The organism is Bifidobacterium sp. LH_230 (assembly GCF_056357555.1).
The window spans coordinates 1-21,583 of sequence record NZ_JBKEWJ010000001.1; the positions used below are offsets into that span (position 1 = coordinate 1).

Below are 21,583 nucleotides of genomic sequence, written 5' to 3' on the forward strand. Positions count from 1 at the left end.
AGGTCACCATCCGCATGGCCTACGGCTTCCACCACGTCACCAACCTCATCAGCCTCGTCATGCTCCGATGCGGCGGACTCAACATCCAACTACCAACACCAACAAACTAACCCACGAAAACAGCAGAAGCCTCAATAATTTCCGCTCACATCCGAATAAGCGCTTATTATTTGTGTGGGGCTTGCCCACTTATATCCGTTTAGCTCATATGCCTCCGCTGGGTGATTTATAGGTTGTAGAACCAGTAGACATATGACACATATGTATGAGACATACAGAATAATTTTTTTGCGTAGATGTAGATGACGTAGGGGAGACATTGTTAGACTTTCTGGTCAGTATGAGATTTAAGTAGTACGGACATCCGCATTACGTGGCGGAATTTGGGGGAGAAACTTGGTGTCCTCATTGACACATTTCTAGAATAACAGAATGAGCGAAATGGAAACGCCATTCTTGTTCGGATTGCGCTCGATAACGTGCGCTGCTACGCCCATGGCGAGCCGCTCGCCAACCGGCGCAGGTGAGGAGGGACATGACTGAGGTCAGTGACGTCATTCGTGTGCGTGCCGTGGTTACGGGTCTGGTGCAGGGCGTGGGATTTCGGTATTACACGGTCGAACAGGCGCGGAAGATCGGTGTGAGCGGCTGGGTGCGCAATCGGCTTGACGGGTCGGTCGAGGTCGAAGCGCAGGGCGAGCCGGCCGAGATCGCGCAGATGATCTCGTGGCTGAAGGTCGGACCGGATTGGGCGCGCGTCGCGCACGTGGCCGTGAACGAGATTCCGGTCGAAGCCGAGCGCGGCGCGTTCCGAGTTCGCAGCGATTGCTAAGCAGCGATAACTCACTTATCGGTTTTTGACCGGAGCCGTATATTACCGGACCTAAGCTGACGTGTTCTTTATTCTCGGCTCCCCCCCTGTCAGGGGGTGTCACGCAGTGACTGATGGATTCGACGCTCCCTCAGTCGGCTTTGCCGACAGCTCCCTCAACCGAGGGAACCAAGAATAAAAACATGCCAGTTCAGATCCGACAGAGCATTAGTACTTTACCGGACTTAAGCTGACGCGTGCTTACTCTCGGCTCCCTCGGCCGAGGGAGCTGTCCGCGAAGCGGACTGAGGGAGCGTCAAACCCATCGCATTAAACCCGATAAAGTACTAGTCGGACGGTCAATCAGCTCGCGAGAAACGCGGGGATGGCTTCGGCGGCGGCATAGCCGGCGCGGTACATGCGCTCCAGACCCTCGAACGACTTGCTCAGCGTCGACAGGCCGTACAGGCTTTCGGGCGCAAGGATGAGCACGCGGCCGTCCTGCTCGTACTCCTTCGCCAACGCCACCTCGTCGTTGTACGTCTTGTAGCGTTCCATCAGCCGCTCGGCCGCAGCCGGGTACGAGTGGCGCAGGATACGCGCCGGCGCGATGTCCTTCTTCTGCTCGCGCAGCACGTCCTTCAGTCGGGTCAGGATCAGCACCACGCGGTCGTAGCCGTCGTCGAGCGCCTTCTGGACCGGGACCGGATCGGCGATGCCGCCGTCGAAATACGGCACCCCGTCGATCACATACGGTTCGCATGCCACCGGCACCGCGCTCGACGCCTTCATGATGTCGAAATCGTCGTAATGCACGTCCGATTTATCGAAATACTTGGCCGAACCGTCGCGCGCGTCGCATGCGATCACCGTGAATCCGGTCGGATTCGCCTCGAACGCCGCGTAATCGACCGGATACTCGCCGTCGTGGTTGCTCAGCGTGCCGTACACGTAGTCGAGATTCGCGAAATTGTGGTTCTTCACGAACGAGTCGAAGCTCGCATACTCCTTGCGGAACGCGTACTCCGTGTAGAACTTGTGGTTGCGGCCGTGCTGGCCGGAGATGAACGAGACCATGTTCGCGCTGCCCGCCGAAACCCCGTAGCAGTGGTCGAACGCGATGCCGTCCTCAAGGCAGCGGTCCATCACGCCCGCGCCGAAGATCGCGCGGAATCCGCCGCCCACGTCGATCAGCGCCGTCTTGTGCCGCGTCTGATGCGTCTGCGTGTTGTCAGCCATGCCAATTCCCCTTCATGCTGTGCCGATATCGCGTCCGAGCTTACGTACCCAGCCGGGACAAACCGGCATATCGGTCCTCGGAATTATGCGGTTTCTACGAAAATGCGGCATATGCGGGGCGATTCGGTGATATCCGCCATGATCCGCCCCGCTACAAGTGACGTTCGCGGGGCGGATCACCGAAGTCATCCGTTATTTGCCCCGCTATCGACATATTTGGCGGGGTGGTCCTCGGAAATATCCGTGAGTTGCCCCACAACCGGTGCCGTCAGCGGGGCTGGCTCCGGGATCGTCATCGATTTGCCCCGCAGCCGCTATGCCCAGCGGGGCGTTTCCCAGAGAATCCCGTGACTCGCCCCGTCGACGGTGTCCGTAACGGGTCGGGTCCGGAAATCATCCGCGACATGCCCCGCTATTGAGACGCTTGGCGGGGTGATTCGCAGGAATATCAGTGAGTTGCCCCGGAATCGATGTCGTCAGTGGGGCGGGTTCCGGAGAATATCGGTGATCCGCCCCGCAAACACCACTCGTAGCGGGGCGGATCACCGAAACCGTGGCGGAATCGCCCCGCTTACGCGTCTAGCGGCCAAGCAGTTCGCGCGACAATGTCGCGATACGCTCGCCCGGGGCGGAATTGGCGAGTTCCACACCGCCGGCCGCATCATCCGGCGCGAGCTTGCCGAGCGATTCGAGCACGACACCCAAATGCCGCACCGTGCCCTCGTTGCCGTCGATGATCGCAGTCGAGGCCGGCAGCAGCTCGCGGAAATAATCACGGTAGAACACGAAATGCGTGCAGCCGAGCACCATCGAGTCGATCGCGGAGAGATCATACTGGTCGAAATAGCCGTGCAGCGTGCGCATCACCAGATCATGATCGCCGAGCTGCCCGTGCTCGACGATCTCCACCAGGCCCGGGCACGGTTCGGGGAAGATCGTGTTCTCGGACTTGAACCGGTCCATCAGCGCGGCGAACTTGTGCTCGCGCAACGTCAGCGGCGTCGCGGCCACGATCACCCGCTGCGGCGTGTGCATCACCGTCGCGCCATCGGTCGAGTCACCGGCCGAATCGCCATGCGCCGCAACGCTTGTCGCCGCGCGGTCGCCGCGGTCGCACGCCACCTTCAACGCCGGCTCCATGCCGATGATCGGCATATCATACCGTTCGCGCAGATCGTTCACCGCCGCCGACGTCGCCGTATTGCACGCGATCACCACGGCCTTGACACCCTGCCGCACGAATCGTTCCACAATCGCGAAGCTCAGTGCGCGCACCTGCTCCGGCGTTTTCGTGCCGTACGGCGCGTTCGCGGAATCGCCGAAATACAGCACGCGCTCATGCGGCATGTCGTGCATGATCTGCCGTGCCACCGAAATGCCGCCCAGTCCGGAATCGAATACGCCGATCGGTGCCGTCGAAGCCATGCCGCTGCCTCCTGCAAAAGATATGTGGACGTTCACTAGAGTACTCCGCGCATCCCACGCTAGAGTAAAGCCATGAGCATTCCGCAGGTTGTATACAAGGCCCATGCCACGGGCAACGATTTCGTCGTCTACGCCGATCCGAACGGCGAATACGAACCCACGCCGGACGAGGTGCGCTTCCTGTGCGACCGGCATTTCGGCATCGGCGGCGACGGTCTGATCCGTCTCGCACATCCGGCCGACGTGTCCGATCTGACCGCCGAACAGGTCGCCGAAGCTGCGGCCGGCGGTGCCGAGTGGTTCATGGACTACCGCAACGCGGACGGCAGTCTGGCCGAGATGTGCGGCAACGGCACGCGCGCGACCGCGTTGTTCGCGCAGCGGCAGGGCTATGCGGAGGCGGCCGGGGGAGCACCGTTCAGGCTCGGCACCCGCGCCGGCGTGAAGACGCTCACGGCGCTGGGTGAGGTGGCCGGATTCGGCAAGGACGTGTTCCAGGTGGACATGGGCGCGTGGAAGCGTGGCGAGACGGACGCGTTCACGGTGACGATCCCCGGTACGGCTGGTTCGGCGCGCGGCACGTTCGTGGACATGGGCAACCCGCATGTGGTGGCGGTGATCGAGGATTCGTTCGCGACGCTGCCCACGGTCGAGGAGCTTGATCTGGTGACCAAGCCGGAAGTCAGTCCGGTGCTCGAGTCCGATCAGAACGTCGAGTTCGTGCGTATCGATGATATGGACGAGACGAACGATGTCGGCGAGGCGACGATGCGCGTCAACGAGCGCGGCTGCGGGGAGACGCTCTCGTGCGGCACCGGACTGTGCGCGACCGCCGTGACGCTGCGTGCCAAGACCGGCATCGACCATTGGACGATCACCGTGCGCGGCGGCACGCTGCGCGTCGACGTGACCGACGAGGACGTGAAACTCACCGGCGCGGCGACGCTGGTCGGCCGCATCGAACTGCTGTAAGACGTGGTTTGGGATGCGGAGACGGCTTGGGAATGGGATCGCGCTTCGCGCGATGCTGGTTGCTGGCGGCGCGTTGCGCCGCAGTACCCCAACCCGTCAGCTTCGCTGACACCCTCCCCTAAGAGGGGAGGGAAAGGCCGGCCGCTTCCCGAAAGAGAGAGCGGCAAGACCTGCTGTCGCGTCCTTCCTGTGAGTTGTCTCCCTTAAGGGGGCTGGCAATGACGCGTTGGATTATTCGCCTTGAGTTGTCCCTCCCCTTTTTCAGGGGAGGGTGCTGTCCGGCGGCAGTCAATTATCGGAGGGCAAGGTTGTCCCTCCCCTTTTAGGGGAGGGTGTCAGCGAAGCTGACGGGTGGGGTACTTGCGGCGGGAGCCGCCGACAATACGGCATCGCGCAACGCGCGATCCCATACACCGTGCGCCACCTGGCCGCTCATGCAATCAGCGTTTGCCGGCGTAGATCTCGTGGTCGATCACATCCGCGAAGACGCGGTTGACGGCCGGGCGCACCACCTTCAACGACGGCGTCAGGCACTTGTTGTCCTGCGTGAACTGCTGGTCGAGCACCACGAACTTGCGCACCGATTCGGCGCGCGACACGGTCGCGTTCGCCTTGTCCACATAGCGCTGGATCTCGTCGTGCACGTCCGGCAGCTGGGCCGCGTCCGCGATCGGCAGATCGGCCGCGAACCCGTGCGCCGGCAGCCACGCGGCCAGCCCGTCCGGGTCGAGCGTCACGAGCGCGCCGATGAACGGCCGCTGGTCGCCCACCACCACCGCATGCTCGACGATCGGGCACTTGACGATCTCCTGCTCCATCGGGATCGGCGACACGTTCTTGCCGCCGGCGGTAATAATAATGTCCTTCTTGCGTCCGGTGATCGTCACGCGGCCCTCGTCGTCGATCGACGCCAAGTCGCCCGTACGCAGCCAGCCGTCCTCGGTGAACGTCTCCGCGGTCTTCTCCGGCAGGTTGTGGTAGCCGCGGAACACGTTCTCGCCGCGCACCTGCAGCTCGCCGTCGTCCGCGATGCGCACCGACGAACCGGGCGCGGGCTGGCCGACCGTGCCGATCACGTTGTCGGACACGCGCGTCACGGTGAACGGGGCGGCCGTTTCGGTCATGCCGTAGCCCTGGATCATCGGCAGACCGATGCCGTTGTAGAAGTGCGCGAGATCGGGGTCGAGCGGGGCGCCGCCGCACGCCACGTAGCGAATGCGAGGGCCGAGCGCGCCGCGGATCGTACGGTAGACAAGCGCCTCGTACGTCGCCCGCTCGGCGATCGCCTTCGCCGAATGTGGCACGCCGGCCTGCTCGTCGCGCGACCATGCACGCGCCGCGGCCACGGCCTTCGCGAACAGGCGACCCTTGAAGCCCATGCCGGCCTTCTGCGAGGCCGCGTTGTACACCTTCTCGAACACGCGCGGCACGCCGAGCAGATACGTCGGCTGGAACGAACGCAGATCGGGCAGCAGCGAACGCGTGTCCGGCAGGTAGCCGACCACGCCGTCGTCGGAGCCGATCGAGCAGTACTGGATGTAGCGTGCGAAGCAGTGCGCGAGTGGCAGGAACAGCAGCAGGCGCGGATGGTTGTCGCAGATCACCTTGGACAGGCATTCGTAGCCCGCGCGCACGATCGACAGGAAGTTGCGGTGCGTGAGTTCCGCGCCCTTCGGGGCGCCGGTCGAACCGGACGTGTAGACGATCGTCGCGAGGTCGTCGGCGCGCACCGAGGCGATGCGTTCGTCCAGCTCCTCATCGGAGACGGTGACGCCGAAGCCCTGCAATGCGCCGAGCGCGTTGCCGTCCATCATCAAAATCTGCTTCAAGGCCGGGCAGTGGTCCTTGACCGAGTCGAGACGGTCGAAGCGCTCGCGGTCGTCGGCGATGGCGAGCTTGACGGCGGAATCGTTGAGGATGCGTTCGGCCTGCGCGGCGGAGTCGGTGTCGTAGATCGGCACGTTCACCGCGCCGATCGCGGCGAGTGCGAAGTCGAGCACTCCCCACTCGTAGCGGGTGGCGGAGAACAGGGTGACCGCGTCGCCCTTGCCGATGCCGAACGCGATGAGGCCCTTGGCGGCGGCGAGGACGAGCTTGTGGAATTCGCCGGTGGTGATGTCGTCCCAGCGGCCCGGACCGAGCTTGCGCGAGGCGATGATCGTGTCTTCGCCGGTGCGCGCGATGCGGTCGGTGAGCAGTGAGTACAGGGTTTCGTCGTCGCGTACGACGATCGAGCCGGGGGTGGTGTATTCGGTGCGCATGATGTGCCGTGGTCCGTTTCCGCGACGGTTGGTCGCTTGATGATTGCGTGTGCGGTTGCCGGCGGCTGCCGGCTACGTAGTACTTTGTCGGACTTAAATTGACGCGTTTTTATTCTCGGCCCCCTCGGCTGAGGGGCTGTCGGCGAAGCCGACTGGGGGAGCGTCAAAGCCATCACATTAAGTCCGACAAAGTAGTAGGTTGATATTGACGATATGTTGACGTTTTCTTTGGTTCCGTCATATAACTTACGGCGGCGTAGGTTGCGGTGCGTTGTGCGGCGTCACGAATTTGCTCGGCGCGGTTTGTATGTGGATACAAAATGGGTGCGTGGATAAGGCGGAATGACGGAGGGCTCCGGGACGAGGTGTGGCCGGCCGTGCGATGATCGCCGATGACTGTTGCGATCGGCGGTGGTGATCGGCGGTGGTCGTACGGTGCTCGGACTCTGTGCCGATGGCGGCGGGGCGCGTGGTGACTTGCGCTTGCGTGTGATGGTATGTGCGATTGCGTCCTTATTTGTGACACGCGTGATTTGTGTTGTTCGCAAAATGTATTACTATTACGCTCTGATATTGATTGTGAGCGCTAACAAAAACATCGTTGTACGGCAATGACGACATAGCCCGAACAATCAACGGAAGAGAGACGCTCGCGGCATCCCCGCGGGCACAATAAGCAATAATGATGAGGTATTTGCCATGAGCAATTCCACTGATGCCGCCGTCGATCTCGGCGGCGACGAGCGCAACCAGCGCGGCTCCGGCCGCTACATCGTCGGCCTCGCGCTGAGCGCCGGCCTCGCCGGTCTGCTGTACGGCTACGACACCGTCTCCATCTCCGGTGCGATCGACTTCCTGCAGACCAAGTACTCCCTGAGCCCCGCGTTGCAGGGCATGGTCATCTCGTCCATCATGATCGGCGGCGTGATCGGAGCCGGCTTCTCCGGCTTCCTGTCCGACCGCTACGGCCGCCGCAAGCTGCTCATGTTCGGCGCCGCGTTCTTCTTCGTCGCCGCGCTGTGGTCCGCGTTCACGTTCAGCCCGGCCACGCTGATCCTCGCCCGCATCATCGGCGGCGTCGGCATCGGTCTGGCCGCCGCGCTCGCCGTCACCTACATCACCGAATCCGCGCCGACCAACATCCGCGGCGCACTGACCAGCGCGTACCAGCTACTGACGATTTCCGGCATCTTCCTGACCAACGTCATCAACTACTTCATCGCGTCCTCCGGCTCGCACGACTGGGGCGTGAACATCGGCTGGCGCTGGATGCTCGGTATCGGCGCGATCCCGGCCGCGATCTTCTTCGCCGCGCTGTGGTTCAGCCCCGAGTCACCGCGATTCCTCGTGCAGGCCGGCAAGGTCGAAGAGGGATTCAAGGTGCTCGAGCGCATCAACGGCACCGAGAAGGCGCGCCACGACGTCGAGGAGATCCAGAACCAGATCGCCGAGGAGAAGAAGGCCAACGCCCAGTTCTCCGACCTGTTCAAGCCGGGCCTGCGTAAGGCGCTGCTCATCGGCATCTTCCTCGCAATCTTCAACCAGGCCATCGGCATGAACGCCATCAGCTACTACGGCCCGGTCATGTTCAAGGACATGGGCTTCGGCGGCAACACCGAATTCCTCGCGTCCTCCTGCGTGGGCGGCATCGAGCTCGTGTTCACCGTCGTCGGCATGTACCTGATCGACACCGCCGGTCGCAAGAAGCTCATGGCCGTCGGCTCGGGCCTCATGGTCCTGTTCGCGCTCGGCATCAGCTTCGCGTACGCCAACAACTACCAGCTGCTCATGCTCATCTTCGTGATGTGCTTCACTTCCGCGTTCGCGTTCTCGATGGGCCCGATCCCGTGGATCATGATCCCGGAGCTGTTCCCGACCTACCTGCGCGGCCGCGCCACCGGCATCTGCACCGTGTTCCTGTGGGCCACGAACTGGGCGATCGGCCAGTTCACGCCGGTGCTGATCAGCTCGATCGGCGGCATGGGCACGTTCCTCGTGTTCGCCGGCACCAATCTGCTGTGCTTCCTCGGCGTGGTCACGTTCGTGCCCGAGACCAAGGACAAGACGCTCGAGGAGATCGCCGAGCTGTGGAAGCCGAAGTCCGAGCAGTCCAACGCGCAGCTTGAGGTGGTGCGCGCCACTGCCGACCTGCGCCAGGCCGAGGCCGACATCAGGGCCGCCGAGGCCGAGCTGGCCCGCGCCCGTCGTGCCAAGGAGCGCGCGATCGCCACGAAGGCCGCGGCCGAGGCGCTCGTCGCCGCGCAGAAGCAACGCTGAGATGATGGCTTTGGCTGCCTGACTGACGGCCGATCGCCGGCCGCTCGCTGTGTGTGATTGATTGTCGCCGTTTGCGAACGTGTGCTTGCGCATACGATTGCAGACGGCGGTTTCGTATATGTGTGGCACGGCCAGAAGACTTGGCGCTGGCCTGATGTGAGATACGCCGCGAAATTGCCTCTGGTGAAAACGGGCGACGGTTGTTAGGGTTGACCACGGACTTGATTGTGCGATGACGCGCACCGTGCGATGGGTGCGGTGCGGCGTGCTGTTGTGTGGAAGGCGGGAGATGATCGACAAGCGGTTGTTCCGGATGGCTCCGGGACTTGGGAAGCTCGTGGCCGGCAAAGTGGCGTGCATGTGGGTGTCGCTGCTGGCCAATATCGGATTCGTGCTGGCGTTGGTGTCGCTGCTCGGATCGCTGCTCCAGCAGTTCGGCCCGAAGTTCTGCTACGGCGGGATGGCGAAATGGGATGCGCCCTGCGTTTCGAACCCGTATGGGCTGACCGATGTGATGTTGTCGCCGCGATCGATCGCGATGTATGCGGCCGTATTCATCATCTGCGCGATCGTGCGCTACGCGATGACGCGCATCGCCGCGGGACTGGGCACCGAGGCGGCCGAACGCGTCAAACTGGGGCTGCGCGAGCAGCTGTATCGCAAGATGCTGCGACTGGGGCCATCGTATGCAACCCGCGTCAAAACCTCCGACATCGTGCAGTCGGCCGGTGAGGGCGTCGAACAGATCCAAAGCTTCTTCGAGCTGTTCTTGCCTCAGCTGTTCTATGCGATCCTCGCGCCCGTCACCCTGTTCGCCGTGCTCGCGCCCGTCAACATGCCCACGGCCGCGACGCTGCTCGTATGCGCTCCGCTCATCGTGCTTATCGTCGGGCTCGTGGCCATGAGCGCCGCCCGCATGTTCAAGAAATACTGGGGCAGCTACACCGACATGGGTGCCACGTTCCTCGACGACATGCAGGGGCTCGAAACGTTGAAGATCTTCGACGCCGACGAACGAGCCGCCCGTGAGATGGACGAGAAGGCCGAACGCTTCCGCGTCATGACCATGCGCGTTTTGCAGATCCAGCTGCGATCGTTGTCGTCGATGGATCTGGTCGCCTACGGCGGCACCGCGGCCGGCATCGGCGTCGCGCTGTGGCAGTACGCGCAGGGATTCGTGTTCGCCGGCGGCCGCGAGACGTCGCTGTCGCTGGCCGGCGTGCTGCTCGTCGTATTGCTGTCGGCCGATTTCTTCATCCCGCTGCGCCAGCTCGGCTCGTACTTCCACGTCGCGATGAACGGCATGACCTCCACCAAGCGCATCTTCCGACTGCTTGACGCGCCCGAACCCAAGCACGGCGATGTGACGCTTGCGAACGATCGCCGTTTCGCCCCGGTCGTCGCGTTCGACCACGCCGGCTTCTCCTACCACGGCGACGACGACCAGAGCGCCGAACGCGACGAGAAGGCACTCACCGACATCACGTTCATGGCCAATCCCGGCCACGTGACCGCGATCGTCGGCGTGTCCGGCTCCGGCAAGTCCACGGCCGCCGCGCTCTTGGCCGGCACGCTGACCGGATACACCGGCTCGATCGCCCTGCTCGACATGCGCGGCCGGCATGAGATCCGCGACATCGCGGCCGAATCGCTGACCGATACCGTCACGCTGGTCGGTGCGCGCAGCCACCTGTTCGCCGGCACGCTGCGCGACAATCTCGCGATGGCCTACCGCGGCCCGGCGGGGGAGAGCGCGGAACGCGCGATGTGGGATGCGTTGCGCCGCGCCCGCATCGACGATTTCGTGCGCGAACAGCAGAACGGATTGGACATGACGATCGAACCGGATGCGGCGAACCTGTCCGGCGGCCAGCGCCAGCGCATCGCGATCGCGCGCGCTCTGTTGCACGACAGCCCGGTCTATGTGTTCGACGAGGCGACCAGCAGCGTGGACGTCGAAAGCGAATCGTTGATCCTCGAGTCGATCCACGATCTTGCGAAGGTTGGCAAGACGGTCATCATGATCACGCATCGCATGGCGAACGCCGAGCATGCCGATGTGATCGTGGTGTTCAGCCACGGCGAGGTCGTGCAGAGCGGCATGCACCGCGGCCTGATTGGCATCGACGGTGAATACGCGCGTTTGCATCATGCGCAGCAGCAGATCGAACAGGTCAGCCGGCGCGATGGAGCCATGACTTCCAGCATTGCTCCCCCTGAAGGGAGTGTTGCCACGCAGGCCGAGTGGGATGAACGCACCCAGATGGTTGCTCCCCCTGAAGGGGGAGCTGGCCGGCGTAGCCGGACTGAGGGGGTGAAGGAGGTTCGCGCTGAAGGCGTTGGTACCCCCTCAGTCGGCTTCGCCGACAGCTCCCCCTCGAAGGGGGAGCAAACCGGTTTCGGCAACGACACCCCGGCCGAAGCGGACAGCTCCACCTCGAAGGGGGAGCAGGGGGCTGACGATTCTGCGGAGGACTCGCACATCGCTGCCTCTCAAGGCAAACTGAGCGGCGTCATCGCCCGTTTGCTGCGGATCGCCCGGCCGCTGACGCCGATCATGACCCTGGCCAGCGTGGCCGGAGCGATCGGCCATCTGGCGGCCACCTTCCTGCCGGTGTTCGGCATGCTCGCCGTGTTCTCCCTGCTCGCACGCGGCGGATGGCCGACGCTCGATATGGGCGTCGCCCCGGCCGTCACAGCGATGGTCATCTGCGCCATCCTGCGCGGCGTGATGCGCTACATCGAACAGTATTCCAACCACAACGTCGCCTTCCGGCTGCTCGCCCTGTTCCGTTCCAAGGCGTTCGCCGCGCTGCGTCGCCTCGCCCCGGCCAAGCTCGCCGGCAAGGGTAAGGGCGACCTGATCGCGCTGATCACCACCGACGTGGAACTGCTCGAGATTTTCTTCGCGCACACCATCTCGCCGGTCGTCATCGCCGTGGCCACCACCGTGATCTATACGATCGTGCTGCTCGCGCTTAGCCCGGCCATGGCGCTGCTGCTCGTCGTCTCGCATCTGATCATCGGCGTGGTCGTGCCGAAGTTCTTCGCCACGAACGTGCAAAGCCTCGGACCGGTCATCCGCCATCAGGCGTCCGACCTCGACAACGTGGTGCTCGACGACATGCGCGGCCTGCGCGAGATCATCGGCTTCGGCCGTGGCGAGGAACGCGCCGCGAACATCGTGGCGCGCACCAAGGCGCTGTGGAAGGAGCATGCGCGACTGAGCCGCGTCAACGGCGGGTTCGCCGGTATCGGCATGGTATTGGTGATGGCGTTGACCGTCGCTGCGGCCGCGCTCGCGGTCTGGCTCGGTCTCGGCACCCCGAAGGATGCTCCGGCGCTGACCATTGCGTTCGTGCTGTTCGCCAGTTCGTTCGGCCCGACGCTTGCGTTGAGCGCACTACCTGCCAACCTGACGCAAACGTTCGCGGCCGCGCGTCGCCTGTTCGCGCTGATGGACGAAACGCCGGCCGTGAGTGAGACCGGCACTGCAACCCCCGCATACGATGGCATGGCGCTTGAGCGCGTCGCCTTCGCCTATCCGACCGGGGATGAACACTCCGGGCGTGGCAGCCTCTTGACCCCCTCAGTCAGCTCCGCTGACAGCTCCCCCTATCAGGGGGAGCAGGAAAAAGAGGAGTCTCTCCGAGAAAAGCGTAAGCAGGAGGATGCGGGAAGCGGCGAAAGCTCTTCTGCTTCACCGCAGCAGGAAGTAACGTCGGCTGGAACTGGACCATCTGGTCGTGGTGGTCTTTCGACCCCCTCAGTCAGCTCTTCTGACAGCTCCCCCTATCAGGGGGAGTGGGGGAAGCCGGTGCTCGACGATGTTTCGCTGGCCATCCCGCACTCCGGCATCCTCGGCATCCAAGGGCCGTCCGGCCGCGGCAAGTCCACGTTGCTCAAACTGCTCATGCGCTACTGGGACCCGCAATCCGGCACTGTCACGTTCTCCGGCGAATCCCTGCCACAGATCGACGCGGCTTACCGTCGCCGCGTGCAGACCATGATGAGTCAGGAGACCGCGCTGTTCGACGGCACGATCCGCGACAACCTGCTCATCGCCCTGCCCGACGGCGTCCACGACGCCGGCAACAGCCGCGATGACAACGATGGCGACGGCAAGACCGCTACCGGCAAGACTGCCGCCGGCATGTCGATCGACGACCGTCTGCGCGACGCCTGCCGCGAGGCGTCCGTCCTCGACCTGATCGACTCGCTGCCCGCCGGACTGGACACGACCGTCGGCGAACTCGGCGACCGGCTGTCGGAAGGCGAACGCCAGCGTATCGGCCTGGCCCGCATCTTCCTGCGCGACGCCGACCTCGTGCTGTTCGATGAGCCGACCAGCCGTCTCGACGCGCTCAACGAGGCTGTGATCCTCCAGTCGATCAACGCGCTCGCCGCCGAGCGCGACGCCGCGATCGTGCTTGTCTCCCACCGCGAGTCCGCCATGCGCATCGCGGACGACGTCGTACGCTTCTGACCCTTCGGGCGGGGCGAATCCACGGTGCCGTCATCGGATTGCCTTGTTTCGGGGCTCTCAGATGGGGCGAATCCGAGGTGTTCTCATCGATTCGCCCCGCGCAAGGGCGCCTAGGCAGGGCGATTGCAAGATGTTTTCACCGATGTGCCCCGCTCAGGGGTTACTTGACAGGGTCGATGCGCGGAAAGCGGCCGGGGTCATGCCCGTCCGGCGTTTGAAAGCCGCGGTGAATGCGTTCGCAATGGGATATCCCACGGCGCGAGCCACCTCCCGAATCGGCATGGTCGTGGACGACAGTAGTCGTTTCGCCTCGTCCATTCGGCGTGACGCGAGATACTCGTGCGGCGTAACCCCGGTCAGTGCCTTGAATTTGCGCAGGTACTGACGTTCGCTCATCATCGCGCGCCGGCTCAGCATGGCAAGGGTGAGGGGATCGGCGAAATGACCGTCGATGAACCCGATGGTTTCGCGGATCGCCGGCAGATCGTCGTCGCCATGGTCCGTGGAACGAAGTGCCAGTTCGGTCAGCAGATCGGTGAGTATTCTGGCGCCAATGATGTCCGCCTGGGGACGATCCTGCGTATACGTGTCCAGCAGCAGGTCGATGGAGTTCTCCATGAACGCGGTGTTGCCGATGGGAAACACCGCGCCTGCAATGGCGGTGATGCGATCGTAGTAGATGCGGGCCGAAACGCCGTCGAAGTGGACCATGCTGGTTCTGGTAAGACTGTCCGTGCTTCCCTCGTGATGACGGTACGTGTCGAACAGGAAAACATCACCCGGATGCGCGTCATACCGTATCGTCTCCATCGTCTCCGTATCGTCCCAGATCGTCGCGTGGAGCGTCCCCTCCGTCACGACTCCCAACAGGAAGCTGTCGAACCGCTGCCGTTCGAGCCTGAATCCCGGCGCATAGGTGAATCGTCCCACGCGCAGCGGGTAGAGCAGTCCACGTTGCGCCTCGCCCGACGGCACGGTGATGAGCAACGTCGATTCCGCGGAGATGACGCCCTTCTCGACCGGATGGATGATGGTGGGAACCGTGTGCCGGTTGCGCTGTGCCGTGTGTTGCATGAGCGATGCCTTCCGAATGACGAGGTGTTCGCGCGATGGTGCGAGGCGTCTGGCCTTGCCTTCAGGTTACACCATTCATTGTCGGTTTTTATGTGGTTTTTGGCGATTTTTTACAATGCTGGTTTTGGTGAAAACATACCGTAAAACGTTGGAATATCAGTCTTTTGCGACTCTTTTCCGTTCTGTGGTGCAACTGTGTATCGTTTGGGGTGTTGGTACGGCGGTGTACCACAAGGTACGCACTCGAACAAGCCGCAAAGAACGGTCTTTGCGGACAACACAATAAGGAGACGCATCATGCGCAATACGAAGAAGTTCATTGCCTCGGCGGCCGCGATCGCCACGCTCATCGGACTCGCCGCGTGCGGCAACGGCGGCGAGTCGTCCGCCACGGTCGACACCGACACCGCGAACGCCAAGGGCGAGGTCGTGTTCTGGGGATGGGGCAACGGCATCAAGGAGACCATCGCCGCATTCGAGAAGGCGAACCCCGGCATCACGGTCAAGTACTCCAGCACCGGCACCGGTGCCGATACCGCCACCGCCCTGCAGAACGCCATCGCCGCCGGCAAGGGCGCTCCGGATGTGGTGATGCTCGAGGACGCCACCGTGCCGCAGTTCGTGGTCGACGGCAGCGTCGTGGAGCTGTCCCAGTTCGGCGCGGACAAGCTCAAGGACGATTTCGCCGCCGGTCCGTGGGCCAAGATGCTGCAGGAAGGCAAGCCGTACGCCCTGCCCATCGATTCCAGCCCCGAGGTCTTCTTCTACAACAAGGCCGTCTTCGACAAGGCCGGCGTGGACGGCGAGGCCATCAAGACCTGGGACGACTACTACGAGGCCGCCAAGAAGGTCCGTGCGCTCGGCGGCGACTACTACATCGCCAACAGCATCGACTACCAGCCGTTCCTCGCCCAGGTGTGGCAGGCCGGCTCCCAGCCGTTCAAGGTCGATGGCGAGAACATCACCATCGACATGAACGACGAAGGCATCCAGAAGTACATCGCCCTCCAGCAGAAGCTCATCGACGAGGATCTGATCAACCCCAAGATCACCAATTGGACCGATGACTGGTACCGTTCGCTCGGCGACGGCACCACCGCATCGCTGACCATCGGCGCCTGGATGCCCACGGATCTCGAGACCGGCGCGGCTGCGGGCAAGGGCAACTGGCGCGTCGCGCAGCTGCCGCAGTGGAACGAGGGCGATGAGGCGTCCTCCGAGGATGGTGGTTCGGCGCTGGCCATCACCTCGCAGTCCAAGAACACCGCGGCGGCTTACAAGTTCGCCGAGTTCCTGACCCACGGCGATGGCGCGAAGGTCATGGCCGACCACGGCACGTTCCCCGCGACGACGAAGCTGCTTGAAGACAAGGACTTCCAGTCCAAGAAGAACGAGTACTTCGGCGGCCAGCAGGTCAACAAGGTGCTCGTCGAAGCCGCAGAACGCAAGGTGAGCGCATTCCAGTACCTGCCGTACAACCCGTACGCCCAGTCCAAGTACGGCGATGACGTCGTCCCGGCGTTCCAGGGCAAGAAGACCCTGAAGGACGCGATCGCGGCATACGCCAAGACCCTGGCCGACTACGGCACCGATCAGGGCTACACGGTCACGGTCAAGTAATCCCGCGAGGATCTCGCCCAATCGCATAGCACAATAACGGCAAGGCGGGGATGCTCCCGGTGTCCCCGCCTCGTCATGTCCGGAACCATCATCCCGTTCATTCCTTGAAGGAAAGCAGTGATCATGTCTGATCAAACCATACACGCGCCGGCCGGGACCGCCCATTCGCCCGAGGCCCGCGTGAACAAGCACAAGGCCGACTGGCGTGGCTGGAAGTTCATGTGGCCGTTCGCCGTGGTCTTCGTATTCGTCTTCATCGTTCCGATCCTGTACGCGATCTATATCAGCTTCTTCCAGAAGAAGATGATCGGCGGCACGAAGTTCGTGGGCGTCGCCAACTACGTGCGGCTGTTCCATGACCCGAACTTCTGGTCGTCGGTCGGCCGCGTGGCCATGTTCACGGTCGTGCAGGTGCCGATTATGCTGTTCCTCGCCGCCGCGATGGCCCTCGCGCTCGACTCGATGAAGTTGCACGGCACGAGGTTCTTCCGCATCTCCACGTTCCTGCCGTACGCGGTGCCCGCCGTGGTCTCCACGATGATCTGGAGCTTCATGTACGGCGCGAAATACGGTCTGGTCGCCAGCATCAACGACCTGCTCGGCACGAACTTCGACGTGCTGGTGCCCTCGGTGCTGCTCGCCAGTATCGGCAACATCGTGACCTGGGAGTTCACCGGCTACAATATGCTGATCTTCTACAGCTCCCTGTCCACGATCCCGCACAGCCTGTACGAGGCCGCCAGCATCGACGGCGCAAGCGAATGGGATATCGTCAGGAAGATCAAGCTGCCCGAGCTCAAGGGCAGCCTTGCGATCACGGTGATCTTCTCGATCATCGGCTCGTTCCAGCTGTTCAACGAACCGTCGATCATGCAGGACATGGTCCCCGGCAACGCGATCACCACGTACTACACGCCGAACATGTACGCCTATAACCTGAGCTTCACCGGCAGCCAAAGCAACTACGCGGCCGCACTGGCGATCACGATGGCCGTGATCACGATGGTCATCGCGTACATCGTGCAGCTCAAGAGCATGAAGGAGCAGATGAAATGAGCAGCGCAACCACCGCATCCCTGTCGTACGAGGCACGAGAGAAAGCTGCGAAACGCGCCGAACGCGCGCGTCAGAGGCGCATCGCACGCGACGAGGCCGCCGAACGCAAACGCGCGGCGAAGTCCGGGTTCGCGAACGTCAACAATCCGCGCCGCTCGACGCTGCTGACCATCGTGAGCGCGATCTTCGCGGTATACTGCCTGTTCCCGTTCGTCTACCTGATCATCAACGCGACGAAGACGCAGGCCGACTTCACCTCCACGTTCGGCCTCGGCTTCGGCAAGACCTTCGCGCTGTGGGACAACATCGTGACCGTATTCACCTATCAGGACGGCATCTTCGGCCGCTGGCTCCTGAACACGCTGCTGTACGTGGTGGCCGGCGCCGGCGGCGCGACGCTGCTGGCGATCATGGGCGGCTACGCGCTCGCCAAATTCCGCTTCCCCGGCCGCAAGCTGGTGTTCGCCATCATCATCGGCGCGATTTCGGTGCCCGGCATCGCGCTGGCGGTGCCGCAGTTCCTGCTGTTCGCCAAGCTGAACCTCACCAACACGCCGTGGGCCATGATCGTCCCGTCGCTGATCAGCCCGTTCGGCCTGTACCTGATGTGGATCTTCTCCGAGCAGGCCGTGCCGCAGGAACTGCTGGAGGCCGCGCGCGTGGACGGCGCGTCGGAGCTGCGCACGTTCTGGCAGATCAGCCTGCCGCTGCTGGCGCCGGGCATCGTCACCACCGCGCTGTTCACGATCGTGGCGACATGGAACAACTACTTCCTGCCGTTGATCATGATCAAGGACGGGAATTGGTATCCGCTGACGGTCGGCCTGAACCAGTGGAAGGATCAGGCCAACACGGCCGGCGGCACCGCGATCAACAACTTGGTGATCACCGGTTCGCTGATCACGATCATCCCGCTGGTGATCGCGTTCCTGTGCCTGCAGAAGTACTGGCAGTCCGGTTTGGCGGCTGGCGCGGTCAAGGAATAAATAGTCAGCGCATGCCGTACGGCGCATCGCAAGGCCCGGTCCGGCTTATGTCAAGTCGAACCGGGCCGTATGATACCGAGCGACGACAGCTATGCAAGATCAACGTCAGATAATCGTAAGACAATCGTAGAAGGCAGCATCATGACTACTCGCAGACCGTTCCGCTGGCCGGCGCTGCTCACGCCGGACGGCCGTGGCATCGCCTACGGCGGCGACTACAACCCCGACCAATGGCCGGAAGACGTGTGGGACGATGACATCCGGCTCATGCGCGAGGCCGGCGTCAACACCGTCGCGCTGGGCATCTTCAGCTGGGCGCGCATCCAGCCGAGAGAGGACACATGGGATTTCGACTGGCTTGACCGCATCATCGGCAAGCTCGGGGCGGCCGGCATCGCCGTCGACCTCGCCTCGGCCACCGCGTCCGCGCCGATGTGGCTGTACGAAGCGCATCCGGAGGTCCTGCCGCGCGACAAGTACGGGCACGTCGTCCATCCCGGCTCGCGCCAGTCGTGGCGGCCGACCAGCCCGGTATTCCGTGACTACGCGCTCGAACTGTGCCGCCGGCTTGCACGCCGCTACGGCGACAACCCGACCGTGACCGCATGGCATATGGGCAACGAGTACGGCTGGAACAACCGGTACGACTACTCCGACGACGCGCTCGCCGCGTTCCGCCGCTGGTGTCAGGCCCGCTACGGCACGATCGACGCGCTCAACAAGGCGTGGGGGACCGCGTTCTGGTCACAGCACGTCAACTCGTTCGACGAGGTGCTGCTGCCGCGTCACATGGGCGGCGACGCGATGGTCAATCCCGCGCAGCAGCTCGACTATGAACGGTTCGGCAACGACATGCTGCTCGACTTCTATAAGGCCGAGCGCGACGCGATCGCCGCGATCTGCCCCGGCAAGCCGTTCACCACGAACTTCATGGTCTCCACCGACCAGTGCTGCATGGACTACGCGACATGGGCGGGCGAGGTCGACTTCGTGTCCAACGACCATTACTTCCACGAAGGCGAATCGCATCTCGACGAACTTGTCTGCTCGGACGCGCTCGTGAGCGCGCTCGCGCTCGGCAAACCGTGGTATCTCATGGAACATTCCACGTCGGCCGTGCAATGGAAGCCGGTCAACGCGCGCAAGCGCCACGGCGAGCTGGTGCGCGACGCGCTGGCGCATGTGGCGATGGGAGCGGACGCGATCAACTTCTTCCAGTGGCGGCAGTCCGAGGCCGGAGCTGAGGCGTTCCATTCGGCGATGGTGCCGCACGCGGGGGAGGATTCGAGGATCTTCCGCGAGGTGTGCGAACTGGGCACGACGCTGCATACGTTGGCCGACGCCGGACTGCAGGGCAGCGAGCTGGAACGCTCGAACACGGCGATCCTGTTCCATGCCGAATCCGAGTGGGCCACGCGTTCCGAGACGTTGCCGAGCATGAAACTTAATCACTGGCATGACGTGCGCGACTGGTACCGCGGACTGCTCGACGCGGGGGAGCGGGCCGACGTGGTGCCGCTCGCCTACGACTGGAGCGGCTACCGCACGATCGTGCTGCCGAGCGTGCTGGTGCTGTCCGACGAGGACACGAGGCGCATCGCTCGGTTCGTACATGGCGGCGGCCGCGTGGTCGTGGGCTATGCGACCGGACTGCTCGACGAACGGTTCCATACCTGGCTCGGCGGATACCCGGGAGCCGGCGACGGACTGCTGCGCGACCTGCTCGGCATACGCTCGCAGGAGTTCAACATCCTCGGCGCCAGTGTGGCCGGCGAGCCGGATGCGATCGCGTTGTCGAATGCCGCCGTGACCCGGTTGTGGCAGAACGACGTGACGTCGGTCGCGGCCGATACGCAGGTGCTGGCGACGTATGCGGGACGGGCGGCCGCGGAATGGGAGCTGGACGGCGTGCCGGCGGTCACCCGGCATCCGTACGGCGACGGCGAGGCATACTACGTCGGCTGTGACTTGGACCGCGCCGACATCGCACGACTGGCTCCGCAGTTGGGATTCGGCGCATCGTCGCATGACGGCGACCCGCGCATCATCCATACCGTGCGGCGCGACGACGGCATCCGGTTCGACTGCTATCTCAACCGTGCGAATGAACCGGTCCCGTGCGCGTACGATCCGTCCGGTTCCCCGGTCGTCGCGTACCGTTGCGAATCCAACGGGTCCGGCGCGGTGACGATCGACCGCAACGGGGTGCTCATCGTCTCCACGGTGCTATCGTCGCCTTGCGGACAATCGCGCCGTGGATGAGATGACGATGCATCGACTAAGGAGCCGGCATGACCAACAATGCTGAGAAACGGCGGGTGACGCTGCGTGACGTGGCGCAGGCGGCCGGCGTCTCGCTGAAGACCGCGTCGAACGTGATCAACGGGTCCGGGCGCATGTCCGAGGCCACGCGCCGGCGCGTCGAATCCGTCATCGAACGGCTCGGCTATCAGGTCAACGTGGCGGCGCGCAACATGAGCCGCGGGCGCACGGGATTCATCACGCTCGCCGTGCCTTCGCTCACCCCGCCGTACTTGGCCGAACTCGCCAACCGAACGATCGACGCGGCCCGCCAGCGCGGCTGCTCGGTCTACGTCACCACGTATGCGGAAGGGTCGGCGAAAGGCGCGCGCGACCTGTTGCGCCACTTCAACTCCACCGTGTCGGACGGCATGATCCTGTCCATGTCCGAGATCGAGGACATCGCGCCGGACGATCTGCGCGTCGATTTCCCGCTCGTCGTCGTCGGAGCGCGCACGACATGGGGCATCGTCGACCATGTCACGCCCGACGACGTGCACGCCGCGGCGCGGGCGGCGGCATACCTGTACGACCGCGGCTCCACACGGCTGGCCGTGGTCGGCATGCGCGGCGAATACGATGAGGCCGCATTGCGTGATGCGCGGGAGGGCAACTACCAGCTGCGTATGCGCGGCGTCATCGAGGAAAGCCGACGTCGTGGCATCGCGATCGATCCGCGGCTGATCGGACGGACCGAACAGGATTGGTCGATCGGTGCGGGCGCGCGGGCCACGCAGCGGCTGATCGACGCCGGCGTGCCGTTCGATGGCGTGGTCGCGCTCAACGACCAGTTGGCGATCGGCGCGATTGCTGCGTTGCGCGCGTCCGGAGTCGCGATTCCTGACGATGTGCAGGTGATCGGATTCGACAACATCGAAGAGGCGGCATACCTGCAGATCCCGCTCACCAGCATGGATTCGCGGCTCGACTGGACCGCCCCCACCGCGGTCGAGCGCATCCTCGGCCGCATCGACGGGCGTATCGCCGAGCCCGAACTGCTCACCACCGAATCTAGGGTGATCGCCCGCGCCTCCACGCGCTGAGTCCTGCACAATGTCACCGTACGATGGTGCAA

At 63.6% G+C, this 21,583-nt stretch carries 13 protein-coding genes; 9 read left to right on the plus strand and 4 right to left on the minus strand.

The features are described 5' to 3' along the window. The first annotated feature begins 535 nt into the window (after positions 1-535). Positions 536-832 carry an acylphosphatase gene (locus AC1A0G_RS00005; protein WP_476526612.1) on the plus strand — a complete coding sequence of 99 codons (297 nt, stop codon included), beginning with the start codon at positions 536-538 and terminating at the stop codon, positions 830-832. Between the two features lie 342 nt (positions 833-1,174). Here the strand turns inward: AC1A0G_RS00005 and AC1A0G_RS00010 are convergent, their stop codons facing one another. Beyond that, a complete protein-coding gene (locus AC1A0G_RS00010) occupies positions 1,175-2,050 on the minus strand; it encodes a patatin-like phospholipase family protein (protein ID WP_476526613.1) in 876 nt (291 codons plus the stop codon). A gap of 579 nt (positions 2,051-2,629) precedes the next feature. Further along, entirely contained in the window at positions 2,630-3,475 is an 846-nt protein-coding gene (locus AC1A0G_RS00015) for a glutamate racemase (protein WP_476526614.1), read from the minus strand. Positions 3,476-3,547: 72 nt separating this feature from the next. On the opposite strand from AC1A0G_RS00015, the gene dapF reads away from it, so the two are divergent. Further along, the gene (gene dapF, locus AC1A0G_RS00020; protein WP_476526615.1) at positions 3,548-4,447 is read left to right on the plus strand and encodes a diaminopimelate epimerase; all 900 of its coding nucleotides are present in this window, start codon (positions 3,548-3,550) and stop codon (positions 4,445-4,447) included. A gap of 440 nt (positions 4,448-4,887) precedes the next feature. On the opposite strand, the gene AC1A0G_RS00025 is transcribed toward dapF, so the two are convergent. Then, positions 4,888-6,708 carry an AMP-dependent synthetase/ligase gene (locus AC1A0G_RS00025; RefSeq protein ID WP_476526616.1) on the minus strand — a complete coding sequence of 607 codons (1,821 nt, stop codon included), beginning with the start codon at positions 6,706-6,708 and terminating at the stop codon, positions 4,888-4,890. 699 nt (positions 6,709-7,407) lie between these two features. Here AC1A0G_RS00025 and AC1A0G_RS00030 point away from each other — a divergent pair. Next, entirely contained in the window at positions 7,408-8,985 is a 1,578-nt protein-coding gene (locus AC1A0G_RS00030) for a sugar porter family MFS transporter (protein ID WP_476526617.1), read from the plus strand. Positions 8,986-9,298: 313 nt separating this feature from the next. Further along, positions 9,299-13,471: a thiol reductant ABC exporter subunit CydD/CydC gene (locus AC1A0G_RS00035; protein WP_476526819.1), complete on the plus strand. Its 4,173-nt coding sequence runs from the start codon at positions 9,299-9,301 to the stop codon at positions 13,469-13,471. Between the two features lie 153 nt (positions 13,472-13,624). Here AC1A0G_RS00035 and AC1A0G_RS00040 read toward each other — a convergent pair whose 3' ends face one another. After that, entirely contained in the window at positions 13,625-14,545 is a 921-nt protein-coding gene (locus tag AC1A0G_RS00040) for a helix-turn-helix domain-containing protein (RefSeq protein ID WP_476526618.1), read from the minus strand. A 297-nt stretch (positions 14,546-14,842) separates the two neighbouring features. On the opposite strand from AC1A0G_RS00040, the gene AC1A0G_RS00045 reads away from it, so the two are divergent. The 5 genes from AC1A0G_RS00045 to AC1A0G_RS00065 all read left to right on the plus strand — a co-directional run bounded on the left by AC1A0G_RS00045 (position 14,843) and on the right by AC1A0G_RS00065 (position 21,551). Further along, positions 14,843-16,165, plus strand: a complete 1,323-nt coding sequence (locus AC1A0G_RS00045) for an ABC transporter substrate-binding protein (RefSeq protein ID WP_476526619.1) — start codon at positions 14,843-14,845, stop codon at positions 16,163-16,165. Between the two features lie 123 nt (positions 16,166-16,288). Further along, the gene (locus tag AC1A0G_RS00050) at positions 16,289-17,221 is read left to right on the plus strand and encodes a carbohydrate ABC transporter permease (RefSeq protein ID WP_476526620.1); all 933 of its coding nucleotides are present in this window, start codon (positions 16,289-16,291) and stop codon (positions 17,219-17,221) included. Next, positions 17,218-18,207, plus strand: coding sequence for a carbohydrate ABC transporter permease (locus AC1A0G_RS00055; protein ID WP_476526621.1), 990 nt, complete (start codon positions 17,218-17,220; stop codon positions 18,205-18,207). The genes AC1A0G_RS00050 and AC1A0G_RS00055 overlap by 4 nt, the downstream gene beginning before the upstream one ends. A 141-nt stretch (positions 18,208-18,348) precedes the next feature. Next, positions 18,349-20,469 (plus strand): beta-galactosidase, encoded by a 2,121-nt coding sequence (locus tag AC1A0G_RS00060; protein ID WP_476526622.1) that lies wholly within the window; start codon positions 18,349-18,351, stop codon positions 20,467-20,469. A 29-nt stretch (positions 20,470-20,498) separates the two neighbouring features. Then, the gene (locus tag AC1A0G_RS00065) at positions 20,499-21,551 is read left to right on the plus strand and encodes a LacI family DNA-binding transcriptional regulator (RefSeq protein ID WP_476526623.1); all 1,053 of its coding nucleotides are present in this window, start codon (positions 20,499-20,501) and stop codon (positions 21,549-21,551) included. Positions 21,552-21,583 lie beyond the last annotated feature (32 nt).